General features: G+C 70.5%; 19 protein-coding genes and 1 pseudogene. 10 read left to right on the plus strand and 10 right to left on the minus strand.

All coding sequences use genetic code 11. From position 1 onward, the window contains the following. Positions 1-10: 10 nt before the first annotated feature. The gene (locus AC3EO4_RS48990; RefSeq protein WP_379573096.1) at positions 11-784 is read right to left on the minus strand and encodes an SDR family NAD(P)-dependent oxidoreductase; all 774 of its coding nucleotides are present in this window, start codon (positions 782-784) and stop codon (positions 11-13) included. A 99-nt stretch (positions 785-883) separates the two neighbouring features. After that, on the minus strand, positions 884-1,222 hold the full coding sequence (locus AC3EO4_RS48995; RefSeq protein ID WP_379573097.1) for an STAS domain-containing protein: 339 nt from the start codon (positions 1,220-1,222) through the stop codon (positions 884-886). 73 nt (positions 1,223-1,295) lie between these two features. On the opposite strand from AC3EO4_RS48995, the gene AC3EO4_RS49000 reads away from it, so the two are divergent. Continuing rightward, positions 1,296-2,312 (plus strand): potassium channel family protein, encoded by a 1,017-nt coding sequence (locus AC3EO4_RS49000; protein ID WP_379573098.1) that lies wholly within the window; start codon positions 1,296-1,298, stop codon positions 2,310-2,312. Here the strand turns inward: AC3EO4_RS49000 and AC3EO4_RS49005 are convergent. The 4 genes from AC3EO4_RS49005 to AC3EO4_RS49020 form a co-directional block, all read right to left on the minus strand. Continuing rightward, on the minus strand, positions 2,290-3,030 hold the full coding sequence (locus AC3EO4_RS49005; RefSeq protein ID WP_431902901.1) for an energy-coupling factor ABC transporter ATP-binding protein: 741 nt from the start codon (positions 3,028-3,030) through the stop codon (positions 2,290-2,292). The two genes, AC3EO4_RS49000 and AC3EO4_RS49005, sit on opposite strands and share 23 nt — an antisense overlap. After that, positions 3,027-3,785: a cobalt ECF transporter T component CbiQ gene (cbiQ, locus tag AC3EO4_RS49010; RefSeq protein WP_431902902.1), complete on the minus strand. Its 759-nt coding sequence runs from the start codon at positions 3,783-3,785 to the stop codon at positions 3,027-3,029. The genes AC3EO4_RS49005 and cbiQ overlap by 4 nt, the downstream gene beginning before the upstream one ends. A gap of 2 nt (positions 3,786-3,787) precedes the next feature. Continuing rightward, positions 3,788-4,798: an energy-coupling factor ABC transporter permease gene (locus tag AC3EO4_RS49015; protein ID WP_431902904.1), complete on the minus strand. Its 1,011-nt coding sequence runs from the start codon at positions 4,796-4,798 to the stop codon at positions 3,788-3,790. A gap of 68 nt (positions 4,799-4,866) precedes the next feature. Then, positions 4,867-6,705 carry a glycosyltransferase family 2 protein gene (locus tag AC3EO4_RS49020; RefSeq protein WP_431902906.1) on the minus strand — a complete coding sequence of 613 codons (1,839 nt, stop codon included), beginning with the start codon at positions 6,703-6,705 and terminating at the stop codon, positions 4,867-4,869. A gap of 346 nt (positions 6,706-7,051) precedes the next feature. Here AC3EO4_RS49020 and AC3EO4_RS49025 point away from each other — a divergent pair, with 346 nt between their 5' ends. Both AC3EO4_RS49025 and AC3EO4_RS49030 read left to right on the plus strand, forming a co-directional pair. After that, a complete protein-coding gene (locus AC3EO4_RS49025) occupies positions 7,052-7,378 on the plus strand; it encodes a hypothetical protein (protein WP_379573103.1) in 327 nt (108 codons plus the stop codon). Between the two features lie 18 nt (positions 7,379-7,396). Then, positions 7,397-7,537 (plus strand): annotated as a pseudogene (locus tag AC3EO4_RS49030) (ClpX C4-type zinc finger protein); the annotation flags it as partial. A 417-nt stretch (positions 7,538-7,954) separates the two neighbouring features. Here the strand turns inward: AC3EO4_RS49030 and AC3EO4_RS49035 are convergent. Continuing rightward, positions 7,955-8,926 (minus strand): helix-turn-helix domain-containing protein, encoded by a 972-nt coding sequence (locus AC3EO4_RS49035; protein ID WP_431902908.1) that lies wholly within the window; start codon positions 8,924-8,926, stop codon positions 7,955-7,957. A 73-nt stretch (positions 8,927-8,999) separates the two neighbouring features. Between AC3EO4_RS49035 and AC3EO4_RS49040 the strand changes: the two genes are divergently transcribed. Continuing rightward, positions 9,000-10,301 (plus strand): serine hydroxymethyltransferase, encoded by a 1,302-nt coding sequence (locus tag AC3EO4_RS49040; RefSeq protein ID WP_379573105.1) that lies wholly within the window; start codon positions 9,000-9,002, stop codon positions 10,299-10,301. On the opposite strand, the gene AC3EO4_RS49045 is transcribed toward AC3EO4_RS49040, so the two are convergent. Together AC3EO4_RS49045 and AC3EO4_RS49050 are read right to left on the minus strand one after the other, a co-directional pair. Further along, the gene (locus tag AC3EO4_RS49045; protein ID WP_431902910.1) at positions 10,291-11,478 is read right to left on the minus strand and encodes a sensor histidine kinase; all 1,188 of its coding nucleotides are present in this window, start codon (positions 11,476-11,478) and stop codon (positions 10,291-10,293) included. The two genes, AC3EO4_RS49040 and AC3EO4_RS49045, sit on opposite strands and share 11 nt — an antisense overlap. Next, complete coding sequence (locus AC3EO4_RS49050) at positions 11,475-12,119, minus strand: response regulator transcription factor (RefSeq protein ID WP_379573107.1); 645 nt, start codon at positions 12,117-12,119, stop codon at positions 11,475-11,477. Before AC3EO4_RS49050 ends, AC3EO4_RS49045 begins: the two co-directional genes overlap by 4 nt. 83 nt (positions 12,120-12,202) lie before the next feature. Between AC3EO4_RS49050 and AC3EO4_RS49055 the strand changes: the two genes are divergently transcribed. From AC3EO4_RS49055 to AC3EO4_RS49075, 5 genes are all read left to right on the plus strand, one after another. Next, positions 12,203-12,724, plus strand: a complete 522-nt coding sequence (locus AC3EO4_RS49055) for a hypothetical protein (protein WP_379573108.1) — start codon at positions 12,203-12,205, stop codon at positions 12,722-12,724. After that, complete coding sequence (locus tag AC3EO4_RS49060) at positions 12,721-13,761, plus strand: peptidoglycan-binding protein (RefSeq protein ID WP_379573109.1); 1,041 nt, start codon at positions 12,721-12,723, stop codon at positions 13,759-13,761. The genes AC3EO4_RS49055 and AC3EO4_RS49060 overlap by 4 nt, the downstream gene beginning before the upstream one ends. Further along, positions 13,758-14,417, plus strand: a complete 660-nt coding sequence (locus tag AC3EO4_RS49065) for an ABC transporter ATP-binding protein (RefSeq protein WP_379573110.1) — start codon at positions 13,758-13,760, stop codon at positions 14,415-14,417. The genes AC3EO4_RS49060 and AC3EO4_RS49065 overlap by 4 nt, the downstream gene beginning before the upstream one ends. Continuing rightward, on the plus strand, positions 14,414-15,595 hold the full coding sequence (locus AC3EO4_RS49070; RefSeq protein WP_379573111.1) for an ABC transporter permease: 1,182 nt from the start codon (positions 14,414-14,416) through the stop codon (positions 15,593-15,595). The genes AC3EO4_RS49065 and AC3EO4_RS49070 overlap by 4 nt, the downstream gene beginning before the upstream one ends. Before the next feature lie 77 nt (positions 15,596-15,672). Then, entirely contained in the window at positions 15,673-16,197 is a 525-nt protein-coding gene (locus AC3EO4_RS49075) for an SMI1/KNR4 family protein (protein WP_379573112.1), read from the plus strand. Positions 16,198-16,237: 40 nt separating this feature from the next. On the opposite strand, the gene AC3EO4_RS49080 is transcribed toward AC3EO4_RS49075, so the two are convergent. Further along, positions 16,238-16,759, minus strand: a complete 522-nt coding sequence (locus AC3EO4_RS49080; RefSeq protein WP_431902934.1) for a GNAT family N-acetyltransferase — start codon at positions 16,757-16,759, stop codon at positions 16,238-16,240. 57 nt (positions 16,760-16,816) lie between these two features. Between AC3EO4_RS49080 and AC3EO4_RS49085 the strand changes: the two genes are divergently transcribed. Next, positions 16,817-17,245: a nitroreductase family deazaflavin-dependent oxidoreductase gene (locus tag AC3EO4_RS49085; protein ID WP_431902913.1), complete on the plus strand. Its 429-nt coding sequence runs from the start codon at positions 16,817-16,819 to the stop codon at positions 17,243-17,245. Positions 17,246-17,323 lie beyond the last annotated feature (78 nt).

Below are 17,323 nucleotides of genomic sequence, written 5' to 3' on the forward strand. Positions count from 1 at the left end.
GGGCACCTCATCACTTGGGCTGGAAGCGGATGCCGCCGTCGAACCTGATGACCTCGGCGTTCATGTAGTCGTTCTCGATCAGCGAGCGCACCAGGTGGGCGAACTCGTCGGCGCGGCCCATGCGCTTCGGGAAGACGACGGGGGCGACGAGCTTGGCCTTGAACTCCTCGGCGTTGCCGGAGAAGCCGTAGATCGGGGTGTCGATGATGCCGGGGCAGACGGTGTTGACGCGCACGCCGATGGCGGCCAGGTCGCGGGCCGCGGGCACGGTCATGCCCACGATGCCGCCCTTGGACGCGGAGTAGGCGAGCTGACCCGTCTGGCCCTCCAGCGCCGCGACGGAGGCGGTGTTGATGACCACGCCCCTGTGCCCGTCCTCGGAGACGGGCTCGGTCTTGGCGATGGCGGCCGCGCCGATGCGCATCAGGTTGAAGGTGCCGATCAGGTTGACCTCGATGACCTTGCGGTAGCTGGCGAGGCTGTGCGGGGCGCCGTCGCGGTTGACGGTGCGCTCGGCCCAGCCGATGCCCGCGCTGTTGACGATCACGCGGACCGGCTTGCCGGTGGCCACGGCCGCGTCGACGGCCGCCTGCACGTCGCCCTCGTCCGACACGTCCGTCCTGACGAAGACGCCGCCGAGTTCGTCGGCGATCGACTTGCCGCGCTCCTCGTTGAGGTCGGCGATGACCACGGTCGCGCCCTGGCGGGCAAGCTCGCGGGCCGTGGCCTCGCCCAGGCCGCTGGCCCCACCCGAGATGATTGCTACTGCTCCGTTGACGTCCATGTCACGGACCTTAACGCGAGAACCGAACGAAGTTCTACTTCGGGTGGCCCACTAATGAGAAACGCCTGCCCCAAGCGGCCGCACGGCGCTCGGTTCTCGTCAGATCGCGCCCACGGCGGTGTCGACGTCCGCATAGACCTTGATGCGGCGGTCGAGCCCTGTGGTGCGCAGGATGCGGGCCACCGGCGCCTGGGGCGCGGCCAGCGAGACGCACCCGCCTTCGCCGGTCGCCAGGCGCCACGCCTCGATCAGCACCGACAGCCCGCTGGAGTCCATGAACGACAGCTCCTGCAGGTCGAGCACGAGCCGCGCGCCGTCCTGCTTGATCGCGTCACGGACCTCGTCGCGCAGGAAGGGCGCCGTGAACAGATCCAGCTCCCCCTCCACCGCGACCACCACGGCGTCTCCCATGGCATGGCGCGCCAGCCGTAGCTTCATTCGGCCCTCCTCGATGAGCCACTGTACTTCGACATCCCCAGACGGGCGCCATGGACAAACTACGATCACCAACATGCGGGACGACCTTCCCGAGACCGGCGTCCGCCTGCCGAACCTCGCGATCAGCCCGATCAGGGCGGTCCTGCGCAGGGTCCTGTACGCCTGCGGGGCGCTGGCGGCCGTGTTCCTGCTGGTCGCAGTGGATCTCGACGGGTACAAGGACAGCTACGACGGCAAGGTCTCGCTGCTCGACGCGCTCTACTACGCGACCGTCACCGTGTCGACGACGGGGTACGGGGACATCACCCCCGTGTCACCGCTCGCCAGGGCGATCAACATCGTCGCCGTCACGCCGCTGCGCATCGTCTTCCTCGTCATCCTCGTGGGCACGACACTGGAGGTGCTGACCCAGCGCACCCGCGAGAACTTCCTGATCCAACGTTGGAGGTCCGGTTTGCGCGACCACACGGTGATCGTGGGCTACGGCACCAAGGGCAGGGCCGCGACCCGCACGCTGCTGGAGAACGACCGTGCGAAGGAGTCGATCGTCGTCGTCGACCCGCGGGCCGAAGCGATCGAGGAGGCCAACGCCGACGGCTTCGTGGGCGTCGTCGGCGACGCCACCCGCAGCGAGGTGCTCAACAGGGCGGGCGTCCGCCTGGCCAAGGAGATCATCATCGCCGTCCAGCGCGACGACACCACCGCGCTGGTCACGCTGACCTCCCGCCAGCTCAACCCGTCGGCCACGATCGTCGCCGCCGTTCGCGAGGCGGAGAACGACCCTCTCGTCCGGCAGAGCGGCGCCGACGTCGTCATCACCTCGTCGGACGCGGCGGGCAGGATGCTCGGCGTGGCCACGCAGAGCCCCGCCGTCAGCGCGCTGATCGAGGACTTCCTCGTCTACGGCAAGGGGCTCGACCTGACCGAGCGCCCCGTCAGGCCGCACGAGGTCGGCAAGGCGGCGATCGAGTGCGACGGCATGGTGATCGCGGTGGTCCGCGACGGCGAGATCGTTCCCTACGCCGATCCGAGGGCCGCCTCGGTGAGGGAGGGCGACCGTCTGGTGGTCATCCACGTTCCTCAGGAATAGCGAAGCCGTACGGCAGCTCCAGGCGGTGCTCGGCCAGCAGCGCGGAGTCGGCCAGCAGGGTGCGGGTCGGCCCGTCGGCGGCGATCACGCCGCCTGACAGGATGAGCGAGCGCTCGCACAGCTCCAGCGCGTACGGCAGGTCGTGGGTGACCATCAGCACGGTGACGTCGAGCGAGCGCAGGATCTCCGCCAGTTCCCTGCGCGCCGCGGGGTCGAGGTTGGACGACGGCTCGTCGAGCACCAGGATCTCGGGCTCCATGACGAGCACCGTGGCCACCGCCACCCTCCTGCGCTGGCCGAAGGACAGGTGGTGCGGCGGCCTGTCGAGGTGGTCGGCCATGCCCACCCTGTCGAGCGCGTTCTTGACCCTGCGCTCCAGCTCCTCGCCCCTGACGCCCATGTTGGCGGGGCCGAAGGCGACGTCGTCGCGCACGGTCGGCATGAACAGCTGGTCGTCGGGGTCCTGGAAGACCAGCCCCACGCGCTGCCTGACCTCCTTGAGCGTGTCGGCGCGCACGGGCGTGCCGGCGACGCTCACCGTGCCGTGCCCGGCGGTCAGGATGCCGTTGAGGTGCATGACCAGCGTGGTCTTGCCGGCGCCGTTCGGCCCGAGCAGCGCGACGTGCTCGCCCCTGCCGATCGACAGGTCGACCCCGAACAGCGCCTGGGTGCCGTCGGGATAGGCGTAGGCGAGCTCGCTCACTTCCAGAGACTTCACCACAGTGACACTCCAAGGACGGCCAGCGCCGTGACGGGCAGGGCCAGCGCGATCCCCCATTGCCGCCCGGATCCCGCGAGGTCATGGATGATCGGCAGGGAGCCGGTGTAGCCCCTGCTGAGCATGGCCAGATGGACGCGCTCGCCCCGCTCGTAGGAGCGGATGAACAGCGCGGCCGCCGATCTGGCGATCACCGGGATCTGCCTGAGGTTGCGCGCCTCGAAGCCCCTCGACTCCCTCGCCACCCGCATCCTCCGCATCTCGTCCATGATCACATCGAGGTACCGCAGCATGAACATCGCGATCTGCACCAGCAGCGACGGCAGCCGCAGCCGCTGCGCGCCGAGCAGGATCATCCGAGGTTCGGTCGTGGCCGCGAGCAGGATGGAGGCGACGACGCCGAGAGAGGCCTTGGCCAGGATGTTCCACGCCGCCCACAGCCCCTGCACGCTGAGCGAGAGCCCGAGGACCTCGGTCCGCTCCCCCATCCCGATGATCGGGATCGCCAGCGCGAACAGCACGAAGGGGATCTCGATCACCATCCGCCCTGCCACGTAGGGCAGCGGCACCCGCGCGATGCCCGCCACGAGCGCCAGCAGCAGCGCGTAGGCGCCGAACGCCCAGAAGGCCTCGCGCGGCGTGGCGACGACGACGCCCGCGAACACCAGCACCGCCACCAGTTTGCACTGCGGCGGCAGCCGGTGGACGGGCGTGTCGCCGGGCCGGTAGAGCTGGTGGTGGTGTCCCGCGCCCATCGCTAGACCCCGACGCCGGAACGGCGGCGGGCCGCGAACGCGACGGCGCCCGCGACGATCAGCGTGATGCCGACACCTACCACGCCCGCGATGCCGACGGGGATGCCGCCGACGTCCCCGTAGTCGGCCAGCGCCCACGAGCCGAACAGATGGTCGGTGGCCTGGTCGAGGAAGCCCTTGTTCTCGGCGACCGCCTCGAGGCCGTCGGGGTTGGAGGAGGCGTAGAAGGAGACGAGGCCGGCCAGCACGAGCGTCACGCCGATGCCGCCGACCAGGAACGGCCTGATGCCGCGGGCGGCGGGCCTGGCGGCGGGGGCCGCGTCGACGGGCGAGGTCGTGCCGTCGGCGCCCTTCAGGACGAGCGGCGTGGAAAGGCCGCGGGCGCCGTACACCAGGTCGGGCCGTACGGCCAGCACCGCGCCGACGGTCGCGGTGGTGATCAGCGCCTCTCCGATGCCGATGAGCACGTGGACGCCGCCCATGGCCGCGGCGACGGCGGTCGCGTCGATCGGCGCGGTGCCGCCGACGGCGAACAGCAGCGAGAACGCCAGCGCGGAGACCGGCACCGAGACCAGCGCGGCGAGGAACGTGGCCGCGCTGATCGCCGCCTTGCCCTTGGCCGCCCTGGTGACCAGTTGGAACAGCCCCCACCCGACCAGCACGGTGACCATGCCCATGATCACGACATTGATGCCGAGCGCGGTCAGCCCGCCGTCGGCGAAGAAGACGCACTGCACGAGGAGTACGACGGTCATGCACAGCACGCCCGTGTAGGGACCGACGAGTATCGCGGCGAGCGCGCCGCCCAGCAGGTGTCCGCTGGTCCCGGCGGCGACGGGGAAGTTGAGCATCTGGACGGCGAAGATGAAGGCGGCGACCAGCCCCGCCATGGGCGCGGTGCGGTCGTCGAGCTCCCGCCGGGCTCCGCGCAGGCAGACCGCCACGCCCGCGGCCGCGACGACACCTGCCGAGATGGATGTTGCGGCATTGAAGAAGCCATCGGGTACGTGCACGACCAAGCCTCCAGTAAGGGGGATGAAACCCTCCTTACTTTAAGACATGGCATTGCACCTGCATATGACTAGCAACTGGAACCGCCCAGCAGCCGTCGCAGGATGGCCATGGGGGTGAGCTTGCGGACGACCGTGCTCAGCCTGCCCTTGCCCGCCGTGGCATAGGGCCTGGCGCTGCTGCGTACCGGGCCCCGCCACCAGCTGCGCGGCTCGGCCACCATGCCCGCGTCGGCCTCGATCCTGAACCTCGCGGGCGGCCCGCCCAGCTCGAGCTCCAGGTAGGCGTCCCAGGTGCCTGGCGCGAACCTGCCGATCGCGGGCCTGGCCGCGAACACGCCGCCGGGCAGCGCCACCACCCGCTCCGCGCGCTCCCTGCCGGTGTGACGTTCCCTCCAGACCAGCCGCCTGACCGCTCCCGCCTCGGGGATCCCCCCGCCGCCCACGGTGATCTCCCCGTCAAGGATCAGGCGGTGCCCCAGCGTCCACCGCGTGCGGGTGAGGCGCACGCTGCCCGGCACGGTGAGCACGTGCCCGCCGACGTCGAGGCTCAGATTGCCGTTGGTCCTGGTGAAGTACGGCAGGGCGATCACGGTGCCGACCAGGCGCGGTGCCGGCCTGGTGATGCCGCCGTCCCGTTCGCCGCCCAGCCTGGCCAGGCGGATGACGCCCTCGCACTCGACGGCGACGTGGAAGTCCCAGACGCCAGAGGAGAGCTCGCCGGGGTGGATCGTCGCGGTGAATCCGCTCTCGCCCACCGGATCGGCGGGCATGACCAGTTCGCCGCCCTCCTCCTGCCTGGAGCGCAGCACCAGCGCGAGGCCGCCGTGCCGCTGCGGGCCCTCGAGCGCGGCCTCGCCCTCGACGATCAGCCTGTCGCCCTCCCACCTGAGCCCGGTCAGCCGCCTGCGCACGGTGGCGGCCTCGATCCCGGCCAGCCGTACGAGCCTGTCGAGGTCGTCGAGCGCGGCGAGGCGCTTCCGGTCGGTCGTGGTGAGCCTGTCCTCGACGCCGGGGGTCAGCCACCTGTCGCACAGCGCGGCCACCTCGTGGGCGATCTCCTTGCGCCGCATGTCGTCGGCCGCCAGGAAGGGGGCGCCGAGCTGGGCGAAGATGTCGAGCCTGAAGTGACGGCGGAGCAGGTGGTCGCGCAGCGGGCCCGCCTCGACGTGGGCGGCCATCAGCTCGATGGGCTTGCTGATCATGCTGAGCCACCCGAGCGGGTCGCGGCTGGCGGGCTGCTGCATGATGCTGCTGCCGTCGGGTCTGGCCACCAGGTGGTAGCAGTCGTAGTCGGCCACGATCGAGATGACCTCGGCGTGGCAGTAGGCGTGGACGCTGAAGACGATGTCCTCGCCGATGAGCTGCCCCTCGGCGAACCTCACGCGGTGGCGGTCGAGCATCTCCCTGCGGTAGAGCTTGAAGCAGCTGAGGCTGTTGTAGACGGCGCTCTCGCCCAGGTCGGCCCGGTCGACGCTGCGCTGGAACATCGAGACGGGCGCGCGGCGGCCGTGCCCGATGATCTTGCCGAGCACGATGTCGGAGCCGTTCCTGTCGGCCATGGCGACCATGCGCTCGAGCGCCTCGGGACCGAGGTAGTCGTCGGCGTCGCAGAAGAAGACGTAGCGGCCCCTGGCGTGCTCGAGCCCCGTGTTGCGCGGGCCGCCGGCGCCGAGCGCGTGCTTCTTGTGGATGACCCGCACGATGCCGCGGTGGTAGTGGGAGTAGAGCTCGAGCAGGTCGGCACTGCCGTCGGTGGACCCGTCGTCGACGACGACGATCTCCTTCTTCACTCGTTGGACCAGTGCGGAGGTCAGGCTGCGATCAAGATAGTCACGGCAGTTGCGGACGGGGATGATGACGCTGACGTCCACACTGTCCTCGTCGCACCCCGCTGGTTGTTCAGCCACAGCCGCGCCCCTCAGCCGTCACGTTCCGCTTCCACTCCGATCCAGTATGTGACCATGCCGGGGTTTCGCGTGGCCGATCCGGCGTGTTGACGGCTTTACTTTCAGGACAACCGACATATCCCCCGACAGCGCAAATTTGCTGATTAAGTTGGGTGAATAGCCGTCCCGCGGTGGCGCTGAATTCCCCCGCGCGTAGAGAATCATCCCCTCAGGGAACAGTGCCCTACCCCCTGCCAACCTGCGTGATCCAGAGGCGGGAATGGCGCGTCTACACTCAGGCAACCTTGACTGAGAGGTGGCGGGAATGGGAACGGAACTCAGCCGTCAGACGACCGAGGATCCAGCCGTGCGATCTGCCGAACGCGTCGTCTCCTCCGCACGACTCGCCGAGCTCTACGAGTGCTCGGCGTTGCTACGCCGTACGCGTCAGCGGGCGGAGCAGATCGTGAACGAGGCGCGTGCCATGCTCGCCGAGGCCGAGCTGTACGACGACCCCATCAGAGTGCTGGCGCTCAGCTCCCAACTCGAGGAGGCACGTGCGGCCTACCGCAGGATCCTGCAGGCATACACCACGATCTGCCGCAAGATCGGCGAGGAGCGCAACGCCATCATCATGGCCCAGGTCCAGGAGACCAGAACCGCCGTCCACGAGGGCTTGTCAGGTGTGGCCTGACAGAGTTAACGTCAGGCCATGCCTGACAACTGGAAGGACAAGCTCCGCTGCTCGTTCTGCCACCAGAAGAGCGCGGACGTCGGCAAGCTCATCGCGGGTCCAGGCGTGCACATCTGCGACCAGTGCGTCGCCCTGTGCAACGAGATCCTCGAGACCGAGCGGCTCGCCGCGCAGTCAGGGCCGCGGCTGCCCATGTGGGAGGAGATGTCCGTGGACCAGATCCTCGACCACCTTCCCAAGATCGCGGCGGTGCAGGTGCAGATCGACGACAACCTCCACGACTGGGTGCGCCACCTCCGCACCCGCGACGTGAGCTGGGAGCGCATCGGCGCCTCCCTGAACATGACCCGCCAGTCGGCGTGGGAAAGGTTCAGGTAAACCACTGTGACCACTGGGGCGTCTCTTGATCAGGGAGGCCCACCATGCAGGTTCTCGATGGCCTCGCGGCGCCCGATCTGACCGAGCTGGGGCTGGAGCTCCTGCTGGTCGTCGCGCTGCACGAGGAGGCCGAACGGCTAGCCGCCGAATGAACGGGCTCCAGCTCTCCGCCTCCGGCAGGGGAGCTGGAGCAGGGGCTCACTCCGGAAAGCCCGAGTCGAGCCTTCTCTTCTTCAGCGCCAGGTGGAGATGCAGCCTGGTCATGCCGTCGTCCAGGTCCGCGCCGAGCGCGTCACCGATGCGGCCGAGCCGGTAGTAGAGGGTCGTCCTGTGCAGGTGGAGTGCGGCGGCGGTGCGCTGCGCGTTACCGCCGAGGTCGAGATAGGTCTCCAGAGTGTGCGCCTGCTCGCCGTCCAGCGCGGCGAGCGGGTCGTCCGCCGCGCCGAGCAGCATCAGGTACGGCCCCAGCCCCGCCCACGACACGTGGCGGGGAAGCGCGGGATCCGCGGCGGCCAGGTGGGCGGCGGTCAACGCCTGCCGGTACGCCTCGGGAGCCGCCTCGGGCCCCGTCGTCTCGCTGTAACCACGGGTGACGCCCTCCTCCTCCGGCATGCCGTCCGCCGGCTGGCGGAGCAGGTAGGCGGCATGGGTATCGGTCACGAACCCGCCGATGGCGTTGCGCTCAGGCCGCCCCGAGCCGGGAAGGACGACGCACACCTGGACGAGCCTCGGCGCCGTCCTGTTCCAGCCCTGGCCCGTGGTGAGCAGGCGGCGGACCATCGCGTCGGGGTCCTCGTGCCACGCCGCCGCCAGTTCGCGGGCCGTCTCCTCGGCCAGCGCCAGCGCCCTGCCGTCCAGCGTCTGGCCGGGGTCGAGCAGCCACAGATGGCCCAGCGTCCGCCCGCCGTCCCTGATGGGCACGCAGACCCTGGCGCCCATCCCCAGCTCCTCGTTGGCGGGCATGCGCACCGGCGAGGTGGCGGTGGCGATGCCGTGCAGGTCCTGCCACCGCCTGACCTCGGGCGCCACCTGCCTGGACAGGATCGCCGCCACCCTGACGGGGTCGGCGTCGGCATGCCGGGAGCTGTAGGCGATCAGGCGGCCGTCGGAGTCGTCGACGGAGACGCTCCTCTCGATGGCCGCGGCGAGCGCGTCGAGCCATGCCTGCATTCCGACAAGTGTAGGAGCGGGTCCCTTCATCCACACCATGCGCTCGCGGCAGGCGTGTGCCTAACCTGGCCGTATGCTCGCCCCTCGTTCATGGGTGCCCGCCGCCTCCGATGACCTCGTGCAGCGCGGCGCGGCGACCGTCTCCTCCCAGCCCGCCTCGGACACACTCGCCGAGATCAGCAGGCTCACCGAGCGCAACCACCGGATCCACGACGTGGAATGCGTCAACCTCAACCCCGCGACCAACATCATGAACCCCCGCGCCGAGGCCCTGATGTCGGCCGGCCTCGGCTCGAGGCCCTCGCTCGGCTACCCGGGCGACAAGTACGAGATGGGTCTCGAGGCCATCGAGCAGATCGAGATCATCGCCGCCGAGCTGGCCGCCGAGGTGTTCTCCGCCCGTTACGCCGAGGTCCGCGTGGGATCGGGCGCGCTGGCCAACCTCTACGCGTTCATGGCGACCTGCAAGCCGGGTGACACGATCATCGCCCCGCCGCCCTCCATCGGCGGGCACGTCACCCACCACGCGGCGGGCGCGGCCGGGCTGTACGGCCTGACCACCCTCGACGCCCCCGTCATGGCCGACGGCTACACCGTCGACGTCCCCGCGCTGCGCGAGCTCGCCGTACGGGCCAGGCCCAGGCTGATCACCATCGGCGGCAGCCTCAACCCCTTCCCCCACCCGGTGGCCGCCGTTCGCGAGATCGCCGACGAGGTCGGGGCCTCCCTGCTGTTCGACGCCGCGCACGTGTGCGGGATGATCGCCGGGGGTGTCTGGCCGAACCCCCTGTCCCAGGGCGCGCACCTGATGACGATGAGCACCTACAAGAGCCTGGGCGGCCCCGCGGGCGGCCTGGTCGTCACCGACTCGGCCGCGCTGGCCGAGCGGCTCGACGCGATCGCCTACCCGGGGCTCACGGCCAACTTCGACGCCGGCCGTACGGCGGCGCTGGCCATCGCGCTGCTGGACTGGAAGGTGGCGGGCAAGGCGTACGCGGAGATGATGGTGGGCACCGCCCACCAGCTGGCCACCGGCCTGCAGGAGCTCGGCCTGCCCGTCTTCGGCGGCGGCACCAACTCCCACCAGTTCGCGCTCGTCGCCAGGGGCGGCGGCCAGGCCGCGGCCCGCAGGATGCGCCAGGCGAACCTGCTGGCCTGCGGCATCGGACTGCCCATGGCGGCGGTGCCCGGCGACGTCAACGGGCTGCGCCTGGGCACGCCCGAGGTGGCGCGCCTGGGCATGACCGAGGACGACATGCCCGCCCTGGCCGGATTCATCGCCCGCAGCCTGGACCCCTCCGTGGATCCCGCGTCGGTCGCGCCGGAGGTCACGGCGTGGCGGCGGAACTTCTCCGGCGTCCACTTCACCTGCTGATCTCTCTGAGAACACCGGTCCCCCTCAGTGGCCTGCCCGGGGCCGCGGCGCTCGCCGCCGCGGGTCCGGGCAGGCTCACGGTGACGCCCAGACCGCCCTCCGGCCGGGGCAGCGCGGTGACGGTGCCGCCGTGCGCCTCGACGATGGCACGCACGATCGAGAGCCCGAGCCCCGCGCCCCTGTCGGAGCGCACGCGCTCGCCCGACAGCCGCCTGAACGGCTCGAACAGGTCGTCCACGTCGTACGGCGGGACCACGGGCCCGGTGTTCTCCACCGTGATGAGCCCGTCGGCCGACACCCTGATCCAGACCTGGCCGTCGCGCACGTTGTACTTGATCGCGTTCTCCACCAGGTTGAAGACGGCCCTTTCGAGGAAGAGCGGATCGCCCTCGACCTCGGCGTCGGACAGGTCCTGGTGGATGGTGACGCGGCGTCTGCGCGGCTGCAGCTCCAACTGCTCCAGCACGGTGCGCACGATGTGGCGCAGCTCGACCGGCCTGCGCGCGGTGAGCTCCTGCTCCGACTGCGCCAGGAGCAGCAGTCCCTCGATCAGCCGCTCGTAGCGCGCGTTGGTGCCCAGCAGTGCCCTGGCCAGCGCCTTGAGGTCGGGCGAGGCCTCGGGTTCCTCCAGCGACACCTCCAGCACCGTGCGGTTGATCGCCAGCGGCGTGCGCAGCTCGTGCGAGGCGTTGGCGATGAACCTGCGCTGCGCGTCGAACACCTTGTGCAGCCGGTCGAGCATCGCGTCGAAGGTGTCGGCCAGGCGCTTGACCTCGTCGTCGGGGCCGTTCAGCCCGATCCGCTCGTGCAGGGTGCTCTCCGAGAGGCGCTGCGCGGTCTCGGTCACCCTGTCGATCGGGCGCAGCGCGCGGTCGGCGATCAGGTAGGCGAGCCCCACCGCGATGATGCCGATGAGGATCATGACCATGAGAGAGGAGCGCAGCATCTCGGCCAGCACCTCGTTCGCCCGCGCCTGCACGTCGCTCTTGAGCGCGGTCTGCATCTGCTCCCTGGTCGGCAGCGCCGCTTCCGGGCCGATCTTGGCGAAGGCCAGCACGAACTGCTTGCTCAGCGCGTTGGCGGTCAGAAGGTAGGTGAGCCAGAGCAGCGCCGTGCCCGCGACGAAGAACAGCACGCCGTACGGGACGGTGAGCCTGGCGCGCAGCCCGAGCCTCACAACCGGTACCCCTTGCCGGGGACGTTCTCGACGAGGGCGGGCGCGCCGAGCTTCCTGCGCAGCGCGGTCATGGTGACGCGCAGGACGCTGGTGTCGGTGCCCGCGTACTCGTCCCACACGCTCCTGCGCAGCTCACCCGAGGTCACCAGCGCGCCTTCCGCTCGCATCAGCTCGCTCAGCAGGTCGAACTCCTTGCGGCTCAGCGAGACAGGCCGCCCGTCCCTGGTGACCGTACGGCGGGCGGGGTCGAGCCTGACCCCCGCCCGCTCCAGCACCGGCGGCGCCGCGGAAGAGGTACGGCGGGCCAGCGTCCTGATCCTTGCCACCAGCTCGGCGAAGGCGAACGGCTTGACCAGGTAGTCGTCCGCGCCGAGGGACAGCCCTTCCACCTTGTCGCGTACCTGCCCTGCCGCCGTGAGCATCAGGATGCTGCTCCTTCGCGTCAGCTCGCCGCAGACGTCGTCCCCGTGCACCTCGGGAAGGTCCCTGTCGAGGACGACGACGTCGTAGTCGGTGTAGGAGGCGCGCTCCAGCGCCTCCTGACCGTCGTAGGCCACATCGACGGCCATGGCGTGCAGCCTGAGACCGCGCGCCACGGCGTCGGCCAGCTGTTCCTCGTCTTCCACGATCAGCACCCGCATGCTGACGAGAGTGCAGCAAGGGCTGTTAGCCGCGAGTAAGCCGCTTATCTGGCTTTAGCGCCCGGTTGGGTGAAGTGAGCCGCATGAGAACACGAGTACTCGTGGCCGCGCTGCCACTGCTCCTCGCCGCCGCGTGCGGATCGGCCCCCTCCACCACCGCGCAGGTGGCCAGTACGGGCGACGGTGGCACCGCCGCCGCCGCCAGGCCGAGCGCCTCGGCCAGCATGGACCGCGACGAGGCACGGCTGAAGTTCGCGCAGTGCATGCGCGAGAACGGCGTCGACATGCCCGACCCCGACGGCAGCGGAGGCATCCGCATCCAGGGGAAGAAGGGCGAGCAGGCCAAGACCGAAGCCGCCATGAAGGCGTGCAAGCAGTACCTCGACGCGGCGGCGGGCGAGCGCAAGGCCATGGACCCGGCGCAACGCGACCAGCTGCTGAAGTTCGCGCAGTGCATGCGCGAGCACGGCGTCAAGATGGAGGACCCCGGCGCCGACGGCATGATCAAGATGCTCGGCAACGAGGGCGGCGAGCAGGCGATGAAGGCCGCCCAGGAAGCCTGCAAGGAGTTCGCCCCCGGCATGATGAAGGGGGGCGGATCGTGAAGAAGGTCGCTCTCGCCGGCGCCTGCGTCCTCGCGGTCGCCGTCGCGGGTGCGGCGGTCGCCGTACTGGCCGATGGCGGCACCGGGGCGGCGGCGCCGGCCGCCGCGGTGGCGCCCGCCACGGCACAGGTCACCAAGCAGGACCTGATCGACACCAAGACCGTCGACGGCGCGCTCACCTACTCGGGCGAACGCCAGGTGGCCGCGGGCGCGACGGGCACCCTCACCTGGGTCGCGGACGAGGGTTCCGTGATCAGGCGGGGCCGCCCCCTGTTCAGGACCGACCGCCACCCCACGGTCCTGATGTACGGCAAGCTCCCCCTCTACCGCACCCTGCAACTCGGCGTCGAGGACGGGCCGGACGTCGAGCAGCTCGAACGCAACCTGGCCGCGCTCGGCTACGACGGCTTCACGGTGGACGACGAGTTCACCTACGCGACCTACGAGGCCGTCGTCGAGTGGCAGGAGGACAGGGGACTGCCCGAGACGGGACGGGTGGACGCGGCGCAGGTGGTGTTCCTGCCGTCGCCGGTCAGGGTGACCGACGCCAGGGGCGAGGTCGGCGCCAGGACCGCCCCTGGCCGGCAGGTGCTCACGGTCAGCGGCCTCGACAGGGTCGTGCACGTCGACCTCGACACCGACGACCAGACGCTGGCCAAGAAGGGGGCCAAGGTCAGCGTCGAGCTGCCGGGCGGCGAGAAGATGGCCGGAAGGATCACCTCGGTCGGCACGGTGGCCAAGACCGCCAAGGAGAGCACGACCGTCGACGTCGACATCACGCTGAACAAGACTCCTCGCACCAAGCTGGACCAGGCGCCCGTCGAGGTCGAGCTGGTCAGCGAGCGGCGCGAGGACGTGCTCGCCGTACCGGTGGAGGCGCTGCTCGCCCTCCGCGAGGGCGGGTTCGGCGTCGAGGTCGTCGAGGGCGCTCGCACCAGGCTGCTGCCGGTCAAGGTCGGGGCGTTCGGCAGCGGCATGGTCGAGGTCACCGGTGAGGGGCTGGCCGAGGGCATGAAGGTCGGGGTGCCCGCGGAATGAGCATCATCGAGCTGCGCGGGGTCACCAAGACCTACAACGGGCACGTCCACGCGCTGCGCGGGGTGGATCTGACGGTCTCCGCCGGGGAGCTGCTGGCGATCATCGGGCCTTCGGGGTCAGGCAAGTCCACGATGCTGCAGATCATCGGCACGCTCGACCGGCCGACCTCGGGGACCGTACGGATCGCGGGCCATTCCGTCCTCGACCTGAACGACCGCCAGCTGTCCGCGCTGCGCGCCCGCCATCTCGGTTTCGTCTTCCAGCAGTTCCATCTCGCGCCAGGGGTGAGCGCGCTGGACAACGTGGCCGACGGCCTCCTCTACACCGGCACCCCGCTGCGGGTCCGTCGCGAGCGCGCCGCGGCCGCGCTGGACCGGGTGGGCCTCGGCCACCGGCTGGACCACAAGCCGAACCAGATGTCGGGCGGCGAGCAGCAGCGCGTCGCGGTGGCCAGGGCCGTCGTCGGCGACCCTCCGCTGCTGCTCGCCGACGAGCCGACGGGCAACCTCGACTCGGCCGCGGGAGCCGAGGTGCTGAAGATCATCAAAGAGCTCAGCGAGGCGGGGACGACCATCGCGATCATCACGCACGACAACGAGATCGCCGAATGGTGTCCCCGGCAGGTGCGGGTCAGGGACGGGCTGGTGCTGGCATGAAACCGGCCAGGCTGAGCCTCCCCGACGTCTTCAGGGTCGGGGCGTCGGGGCTGCGCGCCCGCCCGACCAGGGTGATCCTGTCAGCGCTCGGCATCGCCATCGGGATCGCCACGATGATCGCGGTGATCGGCATCTCGTCGTCCTCGCGGGAGCAGCTGCTGCGCCAGCTCGACAAGCTGGGCACCAACATGCTGACCGTCTCGGCGGGAAACACCGTCTTCGGCGAGCCCGCCAAGCTGCCCGTCGAGGCCGTGGACATGGTCGCGCGCATCGGCCCCGTCACCTCGGCCTCGGCCACGGGGACCGTGCCCGCGACCGTGCGGCGGACCTCCCACATCGACGAGGCGGTGACCAGCGGCATCAGCGTGCAGGCGGCGACCACGTCGCTGCTGGCCACGCTGGAGGGCGGCGTGGCCAGGGGAACCTGGCTGAACGACGCCACCTCCCGCCAGCCCGCCGTCGTCCTCGGCGCCAAGGCCGCCGAACGGCTGGGCATCACCCGCACCGGTGTGCGGGTGTGGATGGGCGGGCGCTGGTTCACGGTGATCGGGATCCTGCGTCCCACGCCGCTGGCGCCCGAGATCGAACGCTCGGCGCTGGTCGGCTTCCCCGTCGCCGAGGAACTGCTCGGCTTCGACGGGCATCCCACGACGCTCTACGAGCGCTCGGCCGAGGAGGCCGTCGAGGCGGTGCGCGACGTGCTGCCGCGCACGGTCAACCCCGAGCACCCCAACGAGGTCGACGTCAGCCGCCCCTCCGACGCCCTGACCGCCAAGGCCGCGGCCGCGGGCGCCTTCACCAACCTGCTGCTCGGCCTCGGCGCGGTCGCGCTGCTGGTCGGCGGGGTGGGCGTGGCCAACACGATGGTCATCTCCGTGCTCGAACGCCGTCGGGAGATCGGCCTGCGGCGCTCGCTCGGGGCGACGCGCGGGCAGGTCCGCATCCAGTTCCTGTCGGAGTCGCTGCTGCTGTCGGCACTCGGCGGGGTGGCGGGCGCGCTCCTGGGGGCGCTCGCCACCATCGGGTACGCGATGTCGCGCGACTGGCCCCCCGTCGTGCCCCCGTGGGCGATCGGCGGAGCGGTCGCGGCCACGCTGGTCATCGGCACCATCGCGGGCCTCTACCCGGCCATGCGCGCGGCCCGCCTGTCCCCCACCGTGGCCCTGTCGACCACCTGATCGCGGTACGGCGGCGGCATCGAGACCTGCTCGGTGCCGCCGTCCCGATCCCGCCCGGCGGCGGGCATGATGGGCCGGTGATCGAATCCGACGACCTGGTGAGCAGGGTCCTTGCCCGCGCCTCCGCCGAATGCGACGACCTCCGGCCGGCCTCGGAGGACGCCGTCGCCGAGGCCGAGACCCGCCTCGGCTTTCCCCTCCACCCCCTGTTGCGCGCGCTCTACGAGCGGGTGGGCGACGGCGGTTTCGGCCCCGACTACGGCGTGCTCGGCCTGCGCTCGGCGGTCGAGGAGTACGGGAGCCGCCGCGACGCCGACCCCTCGGATCCAGGCTGGTTCTGGCCCGAGGGCGTGCTGCCGATCCTCACCTGGGGCTGCGCGATGTACGCGTGCGTGGACTGCAGGAGCGACGACGGCGCCGTCCTGCTGTTCGAGCCCAACCCGATCTCCGACGGCAACTGGGCCGACGCCTGGTTCGTCGACGCGCCAGGCCTCGCCGAGTGGCTCGAACGATGGCTGGCAGGCCGCGGCTGGTACGAAGAGGACAACGTCGACGAGGAGATCGTCATGTCTCCCTGGACGGAGGTCGCCGGCCGCGCCTGACGGTCCCCGGGCGGGAGGTGCGCCGCGATCTCCAGGAGGGTCACCGGGCGGGCTGGTCGACGAAGCCGAGCCGCCGGTTCATCGCGATCGCCGACGCGTTGAGAGGGTGGTGGAACGTCGCCAGCCTGCGGTATCCGGCGGCCCTGACGAAGCGGACCGCCAGCAGCTTCAGCGCCAGCGACAGCCCCCGCCCCCTGTACGGCGCGAGCACGCCGGTCATCTCGCTGAACGCGTACCCCTTGTCCGGGTGCAGCGACGTCCCCGACATGCCGACCCACCGCCCGTCGTGCACCGCCAGCATGACCCCTGAGGCCTCGAACGACGGCACCTCGATACGCTGGGCCACGTATTCGTCGTAGGTGTAGAACGTGCCCCGCTCAGGGATGTCGGCGCTGCACGTCCTGTTGAGGTCGTAGAGCGCGCGACGGTGCTCGGCCGTGTCGCCGAGCTCGGCCATCGTCGTGAAGACGATCCCCGCGCCCTGCGCCCGCTGGAGGTACGGCTCGAAGACCGCCTCGTCGAATCCGTCCACATCCAGCTCAAGCCGTACCCAATCCACCATGAACACACCGTATCCACCCTTGACGTGAACCCCTGTTGAAGTCCGAAGCTGATCCCCATGGACGAAGAGATCTACGACAGCACGACGGGCTGGGTCGCCGACCACATCCGCACCTACCTGGAGACCGGCGGCGAGAAGGGCCACATGTACCAGGGCTGGCCGACCCTGCTGCTCACCACGCGCGGCAGGAAGTCGGGCAGGCTGCGCAGGACGGCGCTGATCTACGGTCAGGACGCCGACCGCTACCTGCTCGTCGCCTCCAACGGCGGTTCGGCCGCGCACCCCGCCTGGTACCTCAACGTGATGGCCGACCAGGACGTGACTCTGCAGGTGAAGGCGGACAGGTTCGCCGCCAGGGCGCGCACCGCGACAGCGGAGGAGAAGCCCGCGCTGTGGGCGGCGATGACCTCGATCTTCCCCCTGTACGACAGCTACCAGGCCAAGGCCGATCGCGAGATCCCCTTGGTCATCATGGAACGGGTGTAATGGACATGCGGCGGCCGATCCTGGTGACCGATCCCGCGGCGGAGCCTTCGCGGCGCCGGGCGGCCGTCCCGCGCGGGA

Source organism: Nonomuraea sp. bgisy101, assembly GCF_057708945.1.